The sequence below is a fragment of the Rhizobium sp. FG113 genome, from assembly GCF_057809895.1.
Genome location: NZ_JBMDKV010000018.1, coordinates 27,887 through 45,282, shown reverse-complemented (window position 1 = coordinate 45,282; position 17,396 = coordinate 27,887). Strand labels below are relative to the sequence as shown.

At 58.5% G+C, this 17,396-nt stretch carries 20 protein-coding genes; 12 read left to right on the top strand and 8 right to left on the bottom strand.

Annotated features, from left to right (window positions below; translation table 11 throughout):
* The first annotated feature begins 5 nt into the window (after positions 1-5).
* The 8 genes from dapA to ACODTZ_RS28835 all read left to right on the top strand — a co-directional run bounded on the left by dapA (position 6) and on the right by ACODTZ_RS28835 (position 7,317).
* Positions 6-896 (top strand): 4-hydroxy-tetrahydrodipicolinate synthase, encoded by an 891-nt coding sequence (dapA, locus tag ACODTZ_RS28870; protein WP_489029907.1) that lies wholly within the window; start codon positions 6-8, stop codon positions 894-896.
* Positions 897-905: 9 nt separating this feature from the next.
* Positions 906-3,833: an FAD-dependent oxidoreductase gene (locus tag ACODTZ_RS28865; protein WP_489029905.1), complete on the top strand. Its 2,928-nt coding sequence runs from the start codon at positions 906-908 to the stop codon at positions 3,831-3,833.
* A complete protein-coding gene (locus tag ACODTZ_RS28860) occupies positions 3,830-4,558 on the top strand; it encodes an amino acid ABC transporter ATP-binding protein (RefSeq protein ID WP_489029903.1) in 729 nt (242 codons plus the stop codon). Before ACODTZ_RS28865 ends, ACODTZ_RS28860 begins: the two co-directional genes overlap by 4 nt.
* Positions 4,559-4,567: 9 nt before the next feature.
* Entirely contained in the window at positions 4,568-5,974 is a 1,407-nt protein-coding gene (hydA, locus tag ACODTZ_RS28855) for a dihydropyrimidinase (protein ID WP_489029901.1), read from the top strand.
* Between the two features lie 21 nt (positions 5,975-5,995).
* Positions 5,996-6,409, top strand: a complete 414-nt coding sequence (locus ACODTZ_RS28850; protein WP_489029899.1) for a DUF3830 family protein — start codon at positions 5,996-5,998, stop codon at positions 6,407-6,409.
* Positions 6,410-6,480: 71 nt separating this feature from the next.
* Entirely contained in the window at positions 6,481-6,708 is a 228-nt protein-coding gene (locus ACODTZ_RS28845) for a hypothetical protein (RefSeq protein ID WP_489029897.1), read from the top strand.
* A gap of 93 nt (positions 6,709-6,801) precedes the next feature.
* The gene (locus ACODTZ_RS28840) at positions 6,802-7,071 is read left to right on the top strand and encodes a hypothetical protein (protein ID WP_489029895.1); all 270 of its coding nucleotides are present in this window, start codon (positions 6,802-6,804) and stop codon (positions 7,069-7,071) included.
* A gap of 12 nt (positions 7,072-7,083) precedes the next feature.
* Positions 7,084-7,317 (top strand): tautomerase family protein, encoded by a 234-nt coding sequence (locus tag ACODTZ_RS28835; RefSeq protein WP_489029893.1) that lies wholly within the window; start codon positions 7,084-7,086, stop codon positions 7,315-7,317.
* A 315-nt stretch (positions 7,318-7,632) separates the two neighbouring features.
* Here the strand turns inward: ACODTZ_RS28835 and ACODTZ_RS28830 are convergent, their stop codons facing one another.
* The 5 genes from ACODTZ_RS28830 to ACODTZ_RS28810 form a co-directional block, all read right to left on the bottom strand.
* Complete coding sequence (locus tag ACODTZ_RS28830; protein WP_489029891.1) at positions 7,633-7,878, bottom strand: hypothetical protein; 246 nt, start codon at positions 7,876-7,878, stop codon at positions 7,633-7,635.
* A 52-nt stretch (positions 7,879-7,930) separates the two neighbouring features.
* The gene (locus ACODTZ_RS28825) at positions 7,931-8,281 is read right to left on the bottom strand and encodes a nucleotidyltransferase family protein (protein ID WP_489029889.1); all 351 of its coding nucleotides are present in this window, start codon (positions 8,279-8,281) and stop codon (positions 7,931-7,933) included.
* A gap of 39 nt (positions 8,282-8,320) precedes the next feature.
* Entirely contained in the window at positions 8,321-8,920 is a 600-nt protein-coding gene (locus ACODTZ_RS28820; RefSeq protein ID WP_489029887.1) for a TetR/AcrR family transcriptional regulator, read from the bottom strand.
* A gap of 86 nt (positions 8,921-9,006) precedes the next feature.
* A protein-coding gene (locus ACODTZ_RS28815; RefSeq protein ID WP_489029885.1) for an IS3 family transposase occupies positions 9,007-10,358 on the bottom strand; the annotation gives its coding sequence in 2 pieces (ribosomal slippage) (positions 9,007-10,022 and positions 10,022-10,358; 1,353 coding nt in all).
* Positions 10,359-10,378: 20 nt separating this feature from the next.
* On the bottom strand, positions 10,379-10,543 hold the full coding sequence (locus tag ACODTZ_RS28810; RefSeq protein WP_489030020.1) for a hypothetical protein: 165 nt from the start codon (positions 10,541-10,543) through the stop codon (positions 10,379-10,381).
* A 287-nt stretch (positions 10,544-10,830) separates the two neighbouring features.
* On the opposite strand from ACODTZ_RS28810, the gene ACODTZ_RS28805 reads away from it, so the two are divergent.
* From ACODTZ_RS28805 to ACODTZ_RS28795, 3 genes are all read left to right on the top strand, one after another.
* The gene (locus ACODTZ_RS28805) at positions 10,831-11,136 is read left to right on the top strand and encodes a GAF domain-containing protein (RefSeq protein WP_489029883.1); all 306 of its coding nucleotides are present in this window, start codon (positions 10,831-10,833) and stop codon (positions 11,134-11,136) included.
* 372 nt (positions 11,137-11,508) lie between these two features.
* Complete coding sequence (locus ACODTZ_RS28800; protein ID WP_047512489.1) at positions 11,509-11,748, top strand: hypothetical protein; 240 nt, start codon at positions 11,509-11,511, stop codon at positions 11,746-11,748.
* 62 nt (positions 11,749-11,810) lie between these two features.
* The gene (locus ACODTZ_RS28795; protein WP_489029881.1) at positions 11,811-12,836 is read left to right on the top strand and encodes a DUF1254 domain-containing protein; all 1,026 of its coding nucleotides are present in this window, start codon (positions 11,811-11,813) and stop codon (positions 12,834-12,836) included.
* A 154-nt stretch (positions 12,837-12,990) separates the two neighbouring features.
* Here the strand turns inward: ACODTZ_RS28795 and ACODTZ_RS28790 are convergent, their stop codons facing one another.
* A complete protein-coding gene (locus ACODTZ_RS28790; protein WP_489029879.1) occupies positions 12,991-15,228 on the bottom strand; it encodes a hypothetical protein in 2,238 nt (745 codons plus the stop codon).
* Positions 15,229-15,543: 315 nt separating this feature from the next.
* On the opposite strand from ACODTZ_RS28790, the gene ACODTZ_RS28785 reads away from it, so the two are divergent.
* Positions 15,544-16,650, top strand: a complete 1,107-nt coding sequence (locus tag ACODTZ_RS28785) for a Fic family protein (protein WP_489029877.1) — start codon at positions 15,544-15,546, stop codon at positions 16,648-16,650.
* Between the two features lie 117 nt (positions 16,651-16,767).
* Here the strand turns inward: ACODTZ_RS28785 and ACODTZ_RS28780 are convergent, their stop codons facing one another.
* Both ACODTZ_RS28780 and ACODTZ_RS28775 read right to left on the bottom strand, forming a co-directional pair.
* Positions 16,768-17,064: a type II toxin-antitoxin system RelE/ParE family toxin gene (locus tag ACODTZ_RS28780; protein WP_047512481.1), complete on the bottom strand. Its 297-nt coding sequence runs from the start codon at positions 17,062-17,064 to the stop codon at positions 16,768-16,770.
* Positions 17,061-17,327: a type II toxin-antitoxin system ParD family antitoxin gene (locus ACODTZ_RS28775; RefSeq protein ID WP_047512969.1), complete on the bottom strand. Its 267-nt coding sequence runs from the start codon at positions 17,325-17,327 to the stop codon at positions 17,061-17,063. The genes ACODTZ_RS28780 and ACODTZ_RS28775 overlap by 4 nt, the downstream gene beginning before the upstream one ends.
* Between the last annotated feature and the right edge of the window lie 69 nt (positions 17,328-17,396).

Sequence of the window (17,396 nt, the reverse complement as noted above, 5' to 3'; positions counted from 1 at the left end):
TTGACATGACCAAGAAGTTTCGCGGCGTTTACACCGTGATGATTACGCCATTGGATGCCAACGGCGCCGTTGATCTCAAGGCGATGGCCTCCTTCACCGAATGGCAGGTGCGCCAGGGTATCCATGGCCTCATTCCGCTGGGATCGACCGGCGAGTTCCTGTCGCTCAGCGAGGAAGAGCGCGACGGTGTCGCCCGCACGGTCATCGAAACCGTTGCCGGCCGCGTGCCTGTCTTGATCGGTACCGGTGCCGAGGATACACGCGAATGCGTGCGGCTCAGCGTCAGGGCCGAGCAGATGGGCGCCGACGGCGTGATGATCATCCCGCCCTTCTACTCGACGCCGACCGACGATGAACTCGTCCACCACTACAAGACCGTTGCCGCCGCGGTCTCGATCCCGATCATGGTCTACAATAACCCCGCGACCGCCAATGTCGATCTGAAGCCTGAGCTCGTGAAGCGCATCGCCGAGATCAAGGGCTGCGATTACATCAAGGAATCGACCCTTGAGGTGACGCGCGTGCGCGACATCATCCGGCTGGCGGGCGACGACATGACCGTGTTCGGCGGCATCCTCGGCTTCGAGTCCTTCGTGATGGGCGCGCAGGGCTGGGTCGCGGTAGCCTCGAACGTCGCGCCGGGTCCGATGGCGCGCATTTTCGAACTCGTCGCCGACGAGAAGAAATTCGATGAGGCCCGCGCCTTGTATCTGAAGTGGCTTCCAATCATCCAGGCCGTCGGTGGACAGGCCTATGTCGCCGGTTCGAAGTCCCTGCTGACGCATATGGGGTTTCCCGCCGGAACGCTGCGTCCCCCACGTCTGCCGCTTCCCGAGCAGCAGGACGCGGCCATGAAGAAACTGGTGTCGGACTTTGGTCTGACCTTCAGCCTCTAGGACATGTCGATGTCGGCCGTTTCCGCCCCGATCCAATCTCAGCCCGATCAGCGTGTCGACATTGTCGTAGACGGCGTCGCCGTCACGGCGGAGCGCGGCATGACGATCGCGGCTGCGATCGAGGCGGGCGGCCGGCATGATTTCTCGCGCGGCTTGAAGGATGAGCCGCGCGGTATCTTCTGCGGCATGGGCGTCTGCCAGGATTGCCTCGTAACCGTCGATGGCCGCCTCAGCCAGCGTGCCTGCATGACAACGATCCGGCCCGGGATGACGATCGAGCGACCGAGATCACGGCCTGTCATCGTCGATGACGCCGTTGCCGACCTCGCCGCCGTTCCGGAGAGGATCGAAACCATTCAGACCGATCTGCTGGTCATCGGCGCTGGTCCGGCTGGCCTGTCCGCCGCTGAGGCCGCGGCACTTGCCGGGGCGCACGTGACCGTCGTCGATGAACGCACCGCCGCTGGCGGTCAGTATTTCAAGCAACCGCTGACCGCGCTGGCGGCACAGCGCCTCGGTGCCGACGAACAGGCCCGCTCCGGGGCCGATCTTGTCGATCGGGTTCGCAGAGCCGGCGTGACGATCGTCGCTGGCACCACTGTTTGGGGCGCCGAAAGTCGCGCTGACGGCACGACTGTCGTCTCCTGCTACGGTCCTGCGGGCGCCTCCTACTACATGCCGAAAATGATTGTGATCGCGACCGGTGCGCATGAGCGTCCGCCGGCAGTTGCAGGCTGGACACGGCCAGGTGTCATGACCGCCGGCGCGGCGCAGACCCTGCTGCGCAGCTACGGCACGGTCGCCGGCAAGCGCATCGTGATTGCCGGCAACGGTCCCTTGAACATTCAGGTGGCGATCGAAACCATCAAGGCTGGCGGCCAAGTCGTCGCGCTGGTGGAGAAGGCGCAGGCGCCCTGGAAACAGCCGGCAGCCGGTCTGCAACTTCTCGCGGCCGACAAGATGCTTGCGGTCAACGGCATGCGTCAGGTCGCTGCCTTGCGTATGGCCGGTGTGCCGATCCACTGGGAAACCGCGATCACCTCGATCGACGGGGAGGCCGGCGTCGACACAGTGGCAATCTCCGGTCCGAAGGGCGCTCTCACTCTGCAGGCCGATACCGTCCTGATTGGTGGCGACTTTGCGCCCTCCAATGAACTCTCGCGATTGCTCGGCTGCGGTCACGAACTTGTCGACGGCAAGCTGTCGACAATCTGCAAGGCGGATGGCGAGACCACCTTGCCGCATGTTCATGTGGTCGGTGAGGCAGCCCGCTTTGGCGGTGCGCATATCGCCATGGCAGCCGGCCGGCTGGCCGGTTTGGCGGCGGCGCGCAAGCTTGGGCTCTCCGTGCCACGCGACGACAAGACGGAACGCCGGCTCGAGCGGCACCGGGCGTTCCAGAAAGCCCTCTGGGCGGTCTTCGCCGCCCGGCCCTCGGCGAACGCCATTGCGGGCCAGGACGACAACGCCATTATCTGCCGCTGCGAAGGCGTAACGGCCAAAACCTTGAAAGCGCTCGCGACCGACAGCGCCGACGATATCGCGACGCTGAAGCGTCTTTCCCGCGCAGGCATGGGTCGCTGCCAGGGGCGCTACTGTGGCGACGCTGTTGCGGCAATCGCCGGGGCGCGACGCACCAAGATTGAAACGCAGGGATTTCTTGCGCCGCAAATGCCGCTGCGACCGGTTCCCCTTGCAGCACTTGCGGTCGAAAAGCCGGAATGGGGCGGCCACATGCGGGCTCTTCTGCCGGAAAAGCCACCGCTGGAAAACAGCGAACCGCTTCCGCTGAAACGAGTTTCGACGCTCGTCATCGGCGCCGGTATCGCGGGGCTTTCGACGGCGCTGTTTCTTGCTCGGGCGGGAGAGGATGTGGCGGTGCTGGAACGCAGTTTCCCGAATTCGCTCGCATCCGGCGGCAATGCCGGAAGCCTGCACGCGCAGCTTCTCTCCTTTGACCACGGCGCGCGGGCCGAAGGCGGGGGTGGTGCTGCCGCGCAGACCTTGCCGCTCCAGCGGGATTCGATCACGCTTTGGGGCGAGCTGCAGCGTGAACTCGGCCGTGATTTCGAGATGAAGGTTACCGGTGGCTTGATGGTCGCGGAGACCGACGCCCATATGCGCTTCCTTCAGGAGAAGGTTGGCGTCGAGCAGAAGGCCGGCATCGACTGTCGTCTGATAGGGCGTGACGAGTTGCGGCAGATGGAGCCCGCGCTCTCGACGCAATTCGTGGGCGCTGCCTTCTGTTCGCAGGAAGGCAAGATCAATCCGCTGGTGGCGACGCAGAGCATCCTTGATGCCGCGAAAGCTGCCGGCGCCAGGATTTTCGATCAATGCGAGGTCATGGCCATCATGGCAGTCGCCGAGGGCTTCGAAGTCGTCACTTCGCGCGGCACCGTCCACGCCCGGCGCGTCGTCAACGCTGCTGGCGCCTTCTCGTCTCGAGTTGGTGGGCTGCTCGGGCTTGATGTGCCCGTCTTCGGTGCGCCGCTGCAGATGGTCGTGACGGAAGCGGCCGCGCCGACGATATTCTGTCTCGTCGCCCACGCCGATCGTCATCTGACGCTCAAGCAGGCGGCCAACGGCAATTTCATTATCGGCGGCGGCTGGACCGCCGGGCTCGACCCGGTCCACCAGCACCCGCGCCCGCTGCTTTCGAGTATCGAGGGCAATCTCTGGGTGGCGCAGCATGTCGTGCCGGCGCTGCGCAAACTGCACGTCATCAGAAGCTGGGCCGCGATGAACATCAATATCGACGGCGCCCCGATTCTTGGCGAGGATCCTCGGCAATCGGGCTTCTTCAATGCCGTGACATCCAACGGCTACACCCTTGGTCCGCTCGTCGGACAGCTTACGGCGCAGCTTGTCCTCGGCCGCGAAACGGGCAGGGCGCTCAATCCATTTTCCATATCCCGCTTTGAGAAAGGCCGCGCATGATCGAGATCACTGGCGTCAGCAAATTCTATGGCACGTTCGAGGTTCTGAAGAACTGCAACGTGAAAGTCGATCGCGGCGAGGTCGTGGTCGTCTGTGGCCCTTCCGGGTCCGGAAAATCCACGCTGATCAAGTGCGTGAACGGCCTGGAACCCTTTCAGCAAGGGTCTATCCGCGTGCACGGCATTGAGGTCGGGGACCCCAAGACCGATCTGCCAAACCTGCGCACGCGCGTCGGCATGGTGTTCCAGAACTTCGAACTGTTCCCGCATCTGACGATCATCGACAACATCATGCTTTCGCAGCGGATCGTGCTTGGGCGCTCCGATAGCGTCGCGCGCGGCAAGGCAATGCAGCTTCTGGATCGCGTCGGCCTCGCCGATCATTCGGCCAAATTTCCGAGCCAGCTTTCCGGCGGGCAGCAGCAGCGCGTGGCGATCGCCCGCGCGTTGGCGATGGATCCGCTGGCCATGCTCTTCGACGAGCCGACCTCGGCGCTGGACCCGGAGATGATCTCGGAAGTGCTGGATGTGATGACCGGTCTCGCCAAGGACGGCATCACGATGATGGTCGTCACCCATGAAATGGGCTTTGCCCGCCGCGTGGCCACCCGCGTGATCTTTATCGATCAGGGCGAAATCGTCGAGGACCGGTCGAGCGACGACTTCTTCGCCGGAAAACACAATCCGCGCACCGAGGCCTTCCTCGGCAAGATCCTGCAGCACTGAGGCCTCGTCATGAGCGAATACGATATCATCATCGAAAACGGCACTATCGCAACGGCGTCCGACGTCTTCAAGGCGTCGATCGCGATCAAGGACGGCAGGATCGTCCAGATCGGCGAACAGCTGACCGGGGCAACGCGCGTGATCGATGCCGCCGGCAAGTATGTCCTGCCTGGTGGCATCGACAGCCACGTCCATATCTCTCAGCCATCCGGCGACGGGATCGTCATGGCGGACGATTTCGCCAGCGGAACGCTGTCGGCCGTGTTCGGCGGCAACACGACGATCATGCCGTTCTGCCTGCAGGAAAAGGGCGTGCCGCTGCGTTCGTCTCTGAACGATTACCGCAAGCTCGCCGAGGGCGAGTGCTACACGGATGTCAGCTTCCACCTGATCATTTCCGATCCGACCGATGCTGTTCTCGGGCAGGAACTGCCGGCCCTGGTGGCCGATGGCTATGCCTCGCTGAAGGTCTTCATGACCTATGAGGATCTGCGCTTGAGTGATGGCGAGATCCTGAAGACGCTGGACGTGGCGCGCAGCACCGGCGCGACGGTCATGGTCCACTGCGAAAACGAGGACGCGATCCGCTTCCTTATCGACAAGCACGAGCGCAACGGCGACGTCGCGCCGCGTGCCCATGCCTCGACGCGGCCAGTTGCCGTCGAGCGCGAGGCCACGCACCGCGCGCTGTCGCTGGCCGAGATCGCCGATGTGCCAATCGTTATCGTCCATATCTCCAACGGCGAGGCGATGGAGGAACTCATGAGGGCGAGATCGCGGGGCATCAAGGTGGTCGGCGAGACCTGCCCGCAATATCTTGTGCTGACCGCCAAGGATCTGGATGGGATGGATTGGGAAGGCGCCAAGTTCGTCTGCTCGCCGCCGCCGCGCGACGAGGCGGCGCAGGCCGAATGCTGGCGCGGCATCGAGACCGGCGTGTTCGAACTCTTCTCCTCCGATCATTGCCCGTTCCGCTATGAAGACGAGCAGGGCAAGCTCAATCCGAAGGGCAAGACCAACTTCCGGCACATCCCCAACGGTATTCCAGGCGTTGAAACCCGGCTGCCGATCCTCTTTTCGCAGGGCGTCATGGCCGGGCGCATCGACCTGCCGCGCTTCGTCGCCATCACCGCGACCAATCACGCCAAGACCTATGGTCTCTATCCGCAGAAGGGCACGATCGCCATCGGCGCCGACGCCGATATCGCGATCTGGGACCCGGCGCTGAAACGCACCATCCGCCATACCGACCTGCACGACGGCGCTGACTATTCGCCCTACGAGGGAATGGAAATCACCGGCTGGCCGGTCACCACCATCGTGGCTGGAACTGTCATGGTCGAGGACGGCGCGCTGGTCGGCGAGAAGGGCCAGGGAACATATCGACCCGCCGCAGCCCGGCCGGTCGACCTCTAATACACGTCAAGGAGACAGATGATGAAGCTCAAAATAACCGCAGGCCCCTTCGAGTTCGATGCGGTTCTCGAAACCGAAAAGGCGCCGAAGACCAGCGAGGCGTTTTTGAAGCAAATGCCCTATCAGGGGCAGATCGTGCATGTGCGTTGGTCGGGCGAGGGCGTCTGGATCCCGCTCGGCGATCAGGATTTCGGCGTCGGCTACGAAAACCACACCAGCCATCCGGCACCGGGCCACGTCATTCTCTATCCGGGCGGGATCAGCGAAACCGAGATCCTGCTCGCTTATGGCGGCGTCGATTTTTCGTCGAAGATGGGCCAACTCGCGGGGAATCACTTCATTACGGTAACCTCCAACCTCGACAAACTGCCCGAACTCGGCCGCCTTACGCTTTGGCAGGGTGCTCAGGATATCCGCTTCGAGGTGGTCGGCTGACCGATCTATTATCCGTCATGCCGGGATGCGCGCATCTTGGCATGATGCTTGCCTCGTAGTTGGGAACGCCAATGCCCTATGTCGAGAGCAACCTCATGATCTTTGATTTCGAACTCGCGAAGCGTGCAGCCGAAGAGCATCCGTATCGGTCGCCTCAACAGCCGGTCTTAGTGAGATTTCTAACGCGACTGCAAGTCAAACGCGTGCTGCCTACATTGGGGGCGTTGTCGCCAAGTAAAATCCGGCCGCTATGGACGCTGGTGGATGTGGAGTGGTGGCGCGCAATCGACCACCAATGATAAAGGGAACGGGAGGTCTTTCGCCGGCGCGCGGCGATCGAGTGAGGAAGATCACCATAAAGATCTTCCCGGAATGGCTAGAATCAGGGGGGCGTGCTTGGCGGATCCGGCGCCGATGCGCTGAGGCCGTTCACCTCGACCACGCTCGCGGCCCAATCCTGGAAGCCGAGCGCTTCGCTGATCGCGCTTGCGGAAGAGGTGATCAACCCTGCCGGCGTCGAGACCTATCTATCGCGCCTCTATATGGAAAGCTGCATCCTGCAGATCATCGCGGATGCTTTCTCCCAGGTTACGTCGGCTGGATCGAGAAGGTCTCCGACGAGCAATACGAGGCCTGACAGTTGCGATGCCTGTCATCATTGAAAGGACTCCGAAATGCCGCACGTTGCTGTGAAGATGATGTCGGGTCGCACCGAAGCGCAAAAGAAGCAACTTTCCGAGAAGTTGGCAAAGGTCGTCATGGACACGCTCGAAAGTGATTACGGATCAATTTCGGTCGCCATCGAAGACGGACCCGCAGGCCGTTGGGATACCGACGTTTTCGAACCGGAGATCAAGGGCAAGAAGCATACCCTCTACAAGGAACCGGGCTACGCGTCCGTCGACTAGGCGCGCGCAGTACGGCCGCATCCTAGGTGGCCTTCGTCATTGACCCGGATGGAAGCCACGTTGAGCCTCTGAATCCAAGATGCAGACTTTACGCATGGCGCTGCTCTCCAGCGTGGACGTGAGCCAATCGAATTGTTGCAGGCACATAAGCGCTTACGTCGAAACAGAGGCACCAACACCGTGAGCTTCTTGGCAATGATCGCTGTTGGCGCGCAGCGGAAGACTGTATTCGGCCGGAAGCGCTTTGCGATGTCGTCAGGCTAAGGCTGGCCGCATCTAGTTTTTCGCGGTGCAATGGTTTGTCCCTTACGTCCGTCATCGCATATAACTTAAAGCACCGCCCTGCCTCTGCAGGTCTTCCTCCTTATCGACATCGATGACCGCCGCCTCCCCAATATCGACCCCCACGATGTCGAGATCACAACCTCCAATCAGCGCCTTGGCGCCGCGATCCCTTGCAATGTCGAAGCCTGCGGATAGAGCGCCTTTGGTAGGATTACCTGGATTGCTAGCGTGGCTCGCGCGGATGATCGAGTGCCCTTCTGAGCGTTCGAACGTCATGATTACCGATCCAGGTTCTCTACCGTGATGGCCGGCATGTCCGCCAGGAGGATCAGCGCTCCGTCGTGGTCCACATCGCTCCGGGGGTTCTCAGGCCGGTGACCAGGGAGCTTGCCATGCCGGATGCAAAAGCCGGATTGAAGGCGACCGTGACGTCGAGGCCGGCAAGGCAATTCTCGATGTCTTCGTGACGGAAGCCCGTGACCGCATAAACGTGTTCCGCCTTGCTTTCGATCGCCCGCAGGGCGACACGCCGCACGAGCGGGATGCTGTCAAACTTCGAGAGCAGCTTATGGCCGATACCAGGCGACGTCCGGCTCGATCTACCAGCGGCTAGGATGACGATAGCGACTGAAATGCCAGGCCTCCGTGGTCGCTCTGGAAAGCCCTGTTCGTTGGTCATGCAGCAAGCTCCAATCGTATCTCCCGCGACTGCCGATCATCAGGGCTTTGAGTGAGTGCGCAAACCGTCCATGATCAGGCGAACGATCCTGTGTGCCCGTTCGCGCCAGTCGGGCGTGTCCGGGATCGAGTAGATGCCGAACAGCGTGTAGAGAACGTCGCCCGCTACGATATCGCCCTTCACCGTACCCGCCTCTATCGCCGCACGAAGAAGCTTGTCGAAGGCGGCTGTCATGCGCGTCGTTCCCTCCGTAAAGAGAGCGGCGTTTGAGGTGAACAGCAGCTTCAGGCTGCTGGCCATACCGCGCTTTGCCGCCATGTAGCTGACGAAACGGTGCATCCACTCATCGAGCGCAATATCGGGTGCCTTTTCGGCCAAGAGTTCGACCGCAGCGCCAGTGAGCAATTCGAGTTCGCGCCGATAGACTATCTCGACGAGATGTTCGCGGGTCGGAAAGTGTCGATAAAGCGTACCGATGCCGACACCTGCCTGCCGGGCAATCTCTTCAAGCGAAACATCCGCGCCGCGTTCAGCGAAGGCTTGCGAGGCAACCTCGACCAGCTTGGCGCGATTGCGTTGCGCATCAGCACGTAACCGCGGCTGTTCCTGCGCTTGCGATGCGTCCTCTTTCGGTAACAATTTCCCACCCCACTGTCCGTCGTCGAATGATTTGAGACTTTTCGGTCTTTGGAAGAATGGAGTTTCCGGCTCGGTTCGCGGTTGATCTAAGCCGCTTTGGCCTGGTGGTTCAAGCGGCGCTGTTTGATGGTGTCTCGTTTGATCCTTTCGCGTTCGAGCAGGATGGTCTGGCCGCGTCCAAAGTAGACGTCGGCCGGGGTGAGATTGTCGAGGCTCTCGTGGTATCGGCGATGATTGTAGCGCTCGACGAAGGCCGCGATCTGGGCTTCGAGGTCCTCCTGGAAGAAGTAGTTTTCCAAGAGAATGCGGTTCTTCAGCGTCTGGTGCCAGCGTTCGATCTTGCCCTGCGTCTGGGGATGGCCAGGAGCGCCATGGACCTGATCGATCTTGTATTTCTCCAGCCATTCGCCGAGGTCGGAAGCGACGTAACACGGGCCATTGTCGGACAGCAGGCGCGGCCGGTGTTCGACCTTGACCTTGTCACAGCCCGAGGCGGCCAGTGCCAGGTCGAGCGTGTCGGTGACATCATCGACTTTCATGCTGGTGCAAAGCTTCCAGGCGATGATGTACCGCGAGAAGTCATCGAGGATGGTCGACAGGTAGAACCATCCCCAGCCGATGACCTTCAGATAGGTGAAGTCGGTCTGCCACATCTCGTTCGGCCGCGTGGTCTTGTCCTTGAACTCATCATTGGCCTTGATGACGATATAGGCTGGCGAGGTGATCAGGTCATGGGCCTTGAGCAGGCGGTAGACAGAAGCCTCTGACACAAAATAGCTTTCCGTGTCGGTGAACTTCACCGCCAGCTCGCGCGGTGACAGATCGGCGTGGTCCAGCGCCATTTCGATAATGCGATCCCGGACATCGTCGGGTATGCGGTTCCAAACCCGTGATGGCGCAGAAGTCCGGTCTTCCAGCCCCTCAACGCCGTGGGTCAGGAAACGATCATACCAGCGATAAAAGGTCGGCCTTGAAATGCCGAGCTTGTCGAGGGTTTGCCGGACCGACAGATGTGACTGCTCGACCAGCCGGATGATCTCAAGTTTCTCCGTGGCGGGATATCTCATTCCTCGTCGCCCCCATGCCCGATCATGCTTTTTTTGAGCAGGCGGTTTTCCAGGGTGAGGTCGGCCAGCGCCTCTTTCAGGTCGCGGCTTTCACGGCGCAGTGCCTTCACCTCGTCGCTGGTCGCCGACCGGGCGGTATCACCGGCAAGTCGCTTCTTGCCCGCTTCGAGGAATTCCTTTGACCAGCTATAATACAGGCTCTCGGCGATCCCTTCGCGACGGCATATCACGGCGATGCTGTCCTCGCCACGCAACCCTTCCAACACGATGCGGATCTTGTCCTCGGCCGAATGGTGCTTGCGCGTGGCCCGGCGGATACCCTTGATCGTCTTCTCGGCCGCCGATGTCTGCGGCCCGGACTTTTGTCTCATCTTCGCTTCCTTTGAGTGAGCTACGATGAGCCGAAAATCCTCTCTTCTCGATTAAGCCAGTTCTGTCTCATGGGCGCTGATCCGGGACAGCCAGCGCCAACGATCGCTCCGTTGACCCCGAGGTAATCCTGTATGTTGTCTGAAGCGTACGCTATGACGTTCGCTCGGGGAGCAACAACAAGCATAGCTCCGTGGGGCTGGATGCTTCCTGGAATATGGATGGGCTCGCGATCGCAGTTGCTTAGATCGACCTTGGATCTATCGTAGCTCAATATAGTCTTCCTGCTTTATCGGCCGCAAAATATCAGGGTTTCTTTGACGACATAGGGCGGTGCGTGACTTTCACAAAGTCGGATATGCAAAAGTCTACGCGACCATCAACGGAAACTAAGAAGCTCTAGCCGCAGTTGCTTGCAATTTTTAGGCAATCTGCTGGATATACGTCTCTCCAATCGTTCCACGGCGTCCTCCGATGACTTCTTCGAGTACTTGGGTTGGCGGTACTGTGGCTCTCACCTCCGGCCCGGTGATCGTCGACGACATCCGGACCGATCCGGTATGGGCCGACCTTCGCGAGTTGGCGCCGTCACATTGTCTTCGCGCCTGCTGGTCTACGCCGATCCTTGCCGCCGACGGCCGCGTTCCCGGGATCTTTGCGAAATGTATTGTGAACCAAGCGCGCCGACAGACATCGTCTATTAGAATCGCATCCGCATGCTGGAGGCGCAGTCCACTTTCCCTCCAGCGCTTCAGGTTTTGGGCCACTACGGCCGTATGATCATTGAAAACGGTCCCTTGGGTGCCGGGAGCCAGATACGCCGATCTTCCCCCCGGAATCCATGTCGATGCAGCACGTCACGGAAAACCCTATACGCAGGATCAGCTTGAGAGCGAGATCGGAAAATCGCCGGTGGCACGTATTTAGTCGTTGTCGTTTGTCATAGTTGGCAAGCAGTTGAATCCGTTGCTCGATTGGCGCTGTAGGGCGGATCGTTCCTGGCAGAGGGACGCTGCGAAAAGGCCCACCGACGCCCGTCGCCGTATGGCTGAGTGATTTCTCGACAACACACCTTGAAGTCGCAGTGAAAAGGGCGATGTCAGATGCAATCGTGCATACTGCAATCATAATGTTTGGCGGGAGGTGGACGGGATGCCGAAGTTCTATCTGCACATAATGGACGGCATAGAAACGGAAATGGACATGGATTTTTCCAGTGACCACGAAGCTGTCAACAGCGCGTTCAACGCCTTGTCTCTGTTTGCCACCAAAAGCTTCCCGCCTCCCGACAATGTCATTATCGAAGTGAAAGATGCTGAGCGTGCCCGGGTGGCGACGCTTAAGATGACGTTCAGCGTTGACTATCCTCAACGGCGGCAGCCGATACACTAGCTATTCGACATTGGCCCTAACGTCAGCGTGGGATCTGCTAGGGTCACTATGGGAGGAGTGAGATGCGATACAACTATCGCTCAAAGGCTACCTTCGCCGCTTTCGGCGTTCTCCTCTCGTCAGTCTGTTTTGCAGCAGAAAAAGTGCCTGTCACGGTGGACAACTTTCCTCGCGCTGAAACCGACATGACGATTGCTAGCTACGCAAAGGAAGGCGCATTCGGTAGGTTTATGCATTCGCGGACGCCGCCGTCCATCGACGATCAGAAGATTGTCAGAATGAACCGCGACACTCTGTATTCGTTCGGCGTTTTCGACCTTGACGCAGGTCCGATTACGGTGACGCTGCCCGACGCTGGTAAGCGGTACATGATGGCACAGGTCCTCGACGAGGATCAGTACACACACGAGATCGTCTACGCGCCTGGCACGAAGACTTACAGTAAAGACCAGATCCGCACACGCTATCTGATCATCACCATTCGCACCTTGGTGGACCCTCAAAGCGAGGCGGATATGAAAGAGGTCCACGCTCTGCAGGACAAGATCAAGACGGAACAGGCCTCAAACGGCGAACTGGTTCTACCGAACTGGGATAGCGTATCGCAGAGCAGGATCAGGGACGCTCTCAAGATTCTCGGCTCGACGCTTCTGGGTTCGGACGGTATGTTCGGCTCGAAAAGCGAGGTCGACCCCATACGATACCTCATCGGGTCTGCGGTCGGCTGGGGCGGAAACCCCCGCGCTGCAGCGATCTACGTCAGCGGCAAACCGAGGGACGAGAGCGGAACCAAGATCGAAAAGGTCACGGTGAAAAACGTCCCGGTCGACGGGTTCTGGTCGATCAGCGTCTACAATGCGAAGGGCTTCTTCCAGAAAAACGACCTCAACGCCTACTCCTTAAACAATCTGACCGCCAAGCCCGACAGTGACGGCGGGATTACAGTGCAGTTCGGAGGATGCAAGAAAGACACCGTCAACTGCCTCCCGATCACGAAGGACTGGAACTACACCGTACGCCTCTATCGCCCGCGTGCTGACCTTATCAACAACCAGTGGAAGTTTCCGGAAAACGAATTGGTGAAATGACCGCGATGTCTCCGTTTGGCAGTGGGTTCAATTGATGACTGCAAAGCGGCCGGCAACTGTGTCAGTGGTTCGTATCCATTCAAATCACAAATCGGGGGTGTTGAGCTCGGACGCGAAATGCTCCTCGCATCCGAGCTTGATGGTTTATTTTGGACTATGCCGCTACCCAGACTTGATTGAGGATCTTGGCGGCCAGTGCAGCCTTGTCCTGCGGCAGGAAGCGACCGTAGTGCTGTTGCACAACGTCGGGTGTGTCCTGGATAGCGTAACTCGCCTGCTCGTATGAGCCTGTCTGCTTTAATATGTGGGTTGCGAGAATGTCGCGGAGATTGTGTGGTCCATGCGGTAACAGGCCTTTGATCGCACCCCGTCCAGTGTAGGGATTATAGATCCCATAACGCTGGATCACGGTTCGCCATGCTTCGTAAAAGGTGGTGGAGTTGTAGGCTGCATCGAAACTTGTCGTCTTTACCGTTTTGACAAAGAGAGTACGTGGATCTTTCGCGCCACCCAGCAGGACACCTCGATGACGATCGATGTACGCATCGAGATATTGGTAGAGGTCGAGCAGGTCCGGAAGGATCAACCGAAATGGTTTCTGGCCGAAGAAGGACGAGCTGGAATTCTTGAATGCCGCCGCAGGGATAAGAACCTCCCAACCGTCGTCGCGATCACTCCAGCGCAGCTCGCCGCATTTCATATCTTCAAGTCGCCGTTCCGATGTCGGGTGATGCCCACGTGGGCAGAGACGCAACTGGCGAAGGTTCTTTTGTCTGAGCCCGAGATGCAGTCCGAGACGGAGCAACAGGAATGAGCGAACGGCTTCAGCTGCGGGCCGGGGATATCGGCTTTCATCTGGCATGCGTTTAAGGATCTCGTCGGTGATCTTGCGATATTCCGCTAACGGACTGTCCGCTTCAAGCACGCACATGATCGGTTCGAACGGATCGCGATGAACGCGCATTACTCGCTGGATCTCCTTGGAACGATTTGCTGCATGCCGATGAAACGCGTCACATGCCGCATGCCAGTCGCGGGCTGCGCTCTCGATCTCTTCCTGTTCAATCAAACCGCCGATAGGCGTGACGTTTTTTAAAAGCTCCGGATGCTGCCGGATCCAGCCTACATCGGCGCGTGTCAGAGCCTGTGCTATCATCAGCATGTCCTCCTCCCATTTGGTGTAGAAGCCACGACGCTGTTCGCGCCATTGTAGATACCAGTCCCAGACACCCGGGAAGATGAGGAGGCCGAAGCTTAACTGGCTGACTGGCACACCGTAGCCCTTCACAACACCATTCGGAGAAGCGGCCAGAGCACCGAACATCAGGCCGAGGTGCTCGATCTTTTGAGACGCGGTTTCCTCGCCCCAGACACCATTACGCTGAAATCCGATCGCCGTAAGCGTCGAAGTCTTGAAGCGAATGAGGTCGGCCATTTCCATCGCAAGCCGCGGCGGCGCATCGACGACGCCAGACAACAAATCGGGATCGGCCTGCTCCGGTGCGACTTTCTGATTGGCGTTGGCGGGCGAAGCCAGGGTTCGAGAGGGGAGCGAACCGCCTCCATAGGTAACGGCAGGAAAGCGGATGGCATACCGTTGCTTGCTCGCTGCTGCTTGGTAGCGGCGATATTCGGTCGAACCGGAAACGATCACTCGGCGAACCCAATCAAGGATCTCCTCTCGTTTGGTGAAAGGCAGGCTGTTGAAGTCCTCCGGCAGGTGCAGTGAAATCCTTCGCCTCTCAGCGGGGCTGATATCTCCCAGATCATGACCATAAAGCGAGCGCGCCTGATGCGGCAGCTTTTGTTTGAAATATCCGTTTGCAAGTCGATAGCGCTGTTCGATGCGGCGGAGAATATCGAAACTTGCAACAGATCGAGGGACCCGCTCTCCTTGGATCCAGGATAGAAGCGTCTTGTTGTCGAAGGTCTCATTCAGATGAACGACTGCTCGGTAGAGTTGCCAGTATGTGTCACCAAACCGCCGCATATGATAAGAGAGAGCATCCTGAAAGCTCACTGGATCTTCAGTTGCTTCGAATAGTGGTTCTGGGAAGGAGCTGATTGGCTTTGGTGACGGGCCACGTTGCGCAGATGCAGGCCGGGCAAAGGTGCCGTTGGTCGCCACGCGTTGCGGCTTTCTGGTTGAGAGTGCGGAGGCTGCCTTCTTGGCGCCCGCCGTCTTGCTCTGGCGGCCCGTGTTTGACGGTTGTGCGTCCTCGGCCGCCGGTGCTAGAGCGAGCCACCGGATGATTGCATCAAGGCCAGGCCGGAGGCACTTCTTCAATTCTGTTGTCAGCTCAGCTTCTATACCGCAGGCCTGGCCAATCGTCGTCCAGTCGATATGACCATTCAAGATCGGAGGCGACTTTCGATAGATGATCAAGCTCATCAGATATGGCCGGATATTATCCAGCACTCGCTTGGAGGTGGTCGGTGCGATCCGTAGTTCGCAGAATTCGAGATCTTTCGCTGAAAATGACGTGATGAAAGGTTGTTTTTGGTCATGTTCGTCCTGTTTCTCTCGGCACCAATGCCGAGGGCGAGCGGAGATACGGAGCACGATTTAAGAATGTGTGTAGCTGGGTGCCTGTTGGTCGCCGCTGCTTGAAGTGTGGCCGCGGATTGTGACGTTGAGCGATAGATAGGCTTGCAATAACTCATTTATGGCAATAATCATGAGCTATAGAAAGGCTGGCTATAACTCATGAAATGGAACTGGCAAAACACCGATTGGCCAAACTTCAGGTACGACGCTGCAAGCCTTGTGTTATCAGAGCAGAGATTTTTGCAATCCGCCGGCGAGGTCATTGGCGCCGTTCGGCATTTCGACGATGCGGACAGTAGCCAGCTTCGTATTGAATTGTTGAGCGACGAAGCGATCAAGACTTCTGAGATTGAGGGGGAGTTTCTTGACCGCGTAAGCGTCCAATCATCACTTCGCCGGCAGTTTGGGCTCCATAGCGACGATCGACAAATTAGGCCCCAAGAGCGGGGAATCGCCGAGATGACGGCGGATGTCTACCGAAGCTGGCAGGAGCCGCTGCATCATGAGAAATTGTCTCAGTGGCACTCAATGCTGATGGCCGGAAATCGATACATTGAAACGGTTGGTGCTTACCGCAAGCATGAAGACGCCATGCAGATCGTTTCAGGTCGGCTGGATAAGCCGACAATCCATTTTGAAGCTCCCCCATCGCGCCAGGTTGCAGCTGAGATGGAGACTTTTATTGCATGGTTCAATCAATCTGGACCGATCGGTCAAAATCCACTTCCAGCCCTAGTTCGTGCAGCAGTTGGTCATCTCTATTTTGAAAGCATACATCCATTTGAGGATGGCAATGGTCGAATTGGGCGCGCGCTTGCTGAGAAATCATTGGCGCAAAACTTAGGGCAACCAAGTCTCATATCACTCGCCTTCACAATCGAGAAAAACCGAAAGGCCTACTATTCCGAGCTTGAGTACCACCAGCGCACGCTCGATATCACAGGTTGGATTACCTTTTTTGCGGAAATTATTATGCTGGCTCAACAGGCGACGCTTGAGCGCATAGATTTCTTAATTAAAAAAACAAAGTTCTACGAACGCTTTCGGGGCCAGCTGAACGAGCGGCAGGAAAAGGTGGTCGCGCGCATTTTTAAGGAAGGCACGGCAGGCTTCAAGGGGGGGCTTAGCGCAGAGAACTACATCGCGATCACAAGCACTTCCCGCGCTACGGCGACACGCGATCTGCAGCAGCTCGTTGAGATCGGTGCTCTTACGCGTGTGGGTGAACGTCGATATACCCGCTACTCGCTGTCATTCCAGAGATAGATTGTTGCCACCAACCGAGGTCATTATCTAAAATGAACGGGTGTTCGATTCTCTTTCAACTCGCGATACTCTACTTGGCCTCACTGCCGCACGTTACCGAAGATAGACATTTTTGGATCATTCGCCGAAAAGGATCGTGCCATAATCGGTGGCACCATGCAGGATATGGATGATGATCACCTTAGCATCTACAACGCGGTAAAAGATCAGGTAGTTGCCGTGAACGCGTCGGCGAATACCATAGTGTTCAAAGCGGGGGACAACGGCAAAACCATTCGGATTCTCGACGAGACCTTCACAGCTACTCCGGAGTTCCCGGAGGAATGATACGGCGCGCCGTGGATTTTGGTCGGCGATATAATCAGCAATCTGCTCAAGATCGCGTTCGGCCTCCCTGGAAAATTCAAGGATCATACCGATTTTTCAGCCTTTTCAGCCATCGCCCGATACTTGGCGTCGAGGCGGTCGAAAACATCGCTCGCTTCCTTAGTGCGATCAGCGTCAGCATCGGCAATACCGCGCATGATGGAAGCATCCAGCGCGGCTAGCCTAGTCTCCCTATCCTGGACCAATCGCACGCCTTCACGCAGGACTTCGCTTTTCGAACCGTAGCGCCCCGTGTCAACGAGTTGCTGGATATAGCTTTCGAGCTGCTTTCCCAGATCGGCGCTAATCATGCGGTCCTCCATCTAATGTGATGGCTAATTCATAGACCACTTATCAACTATTATCAAGGTGGGCGTCTT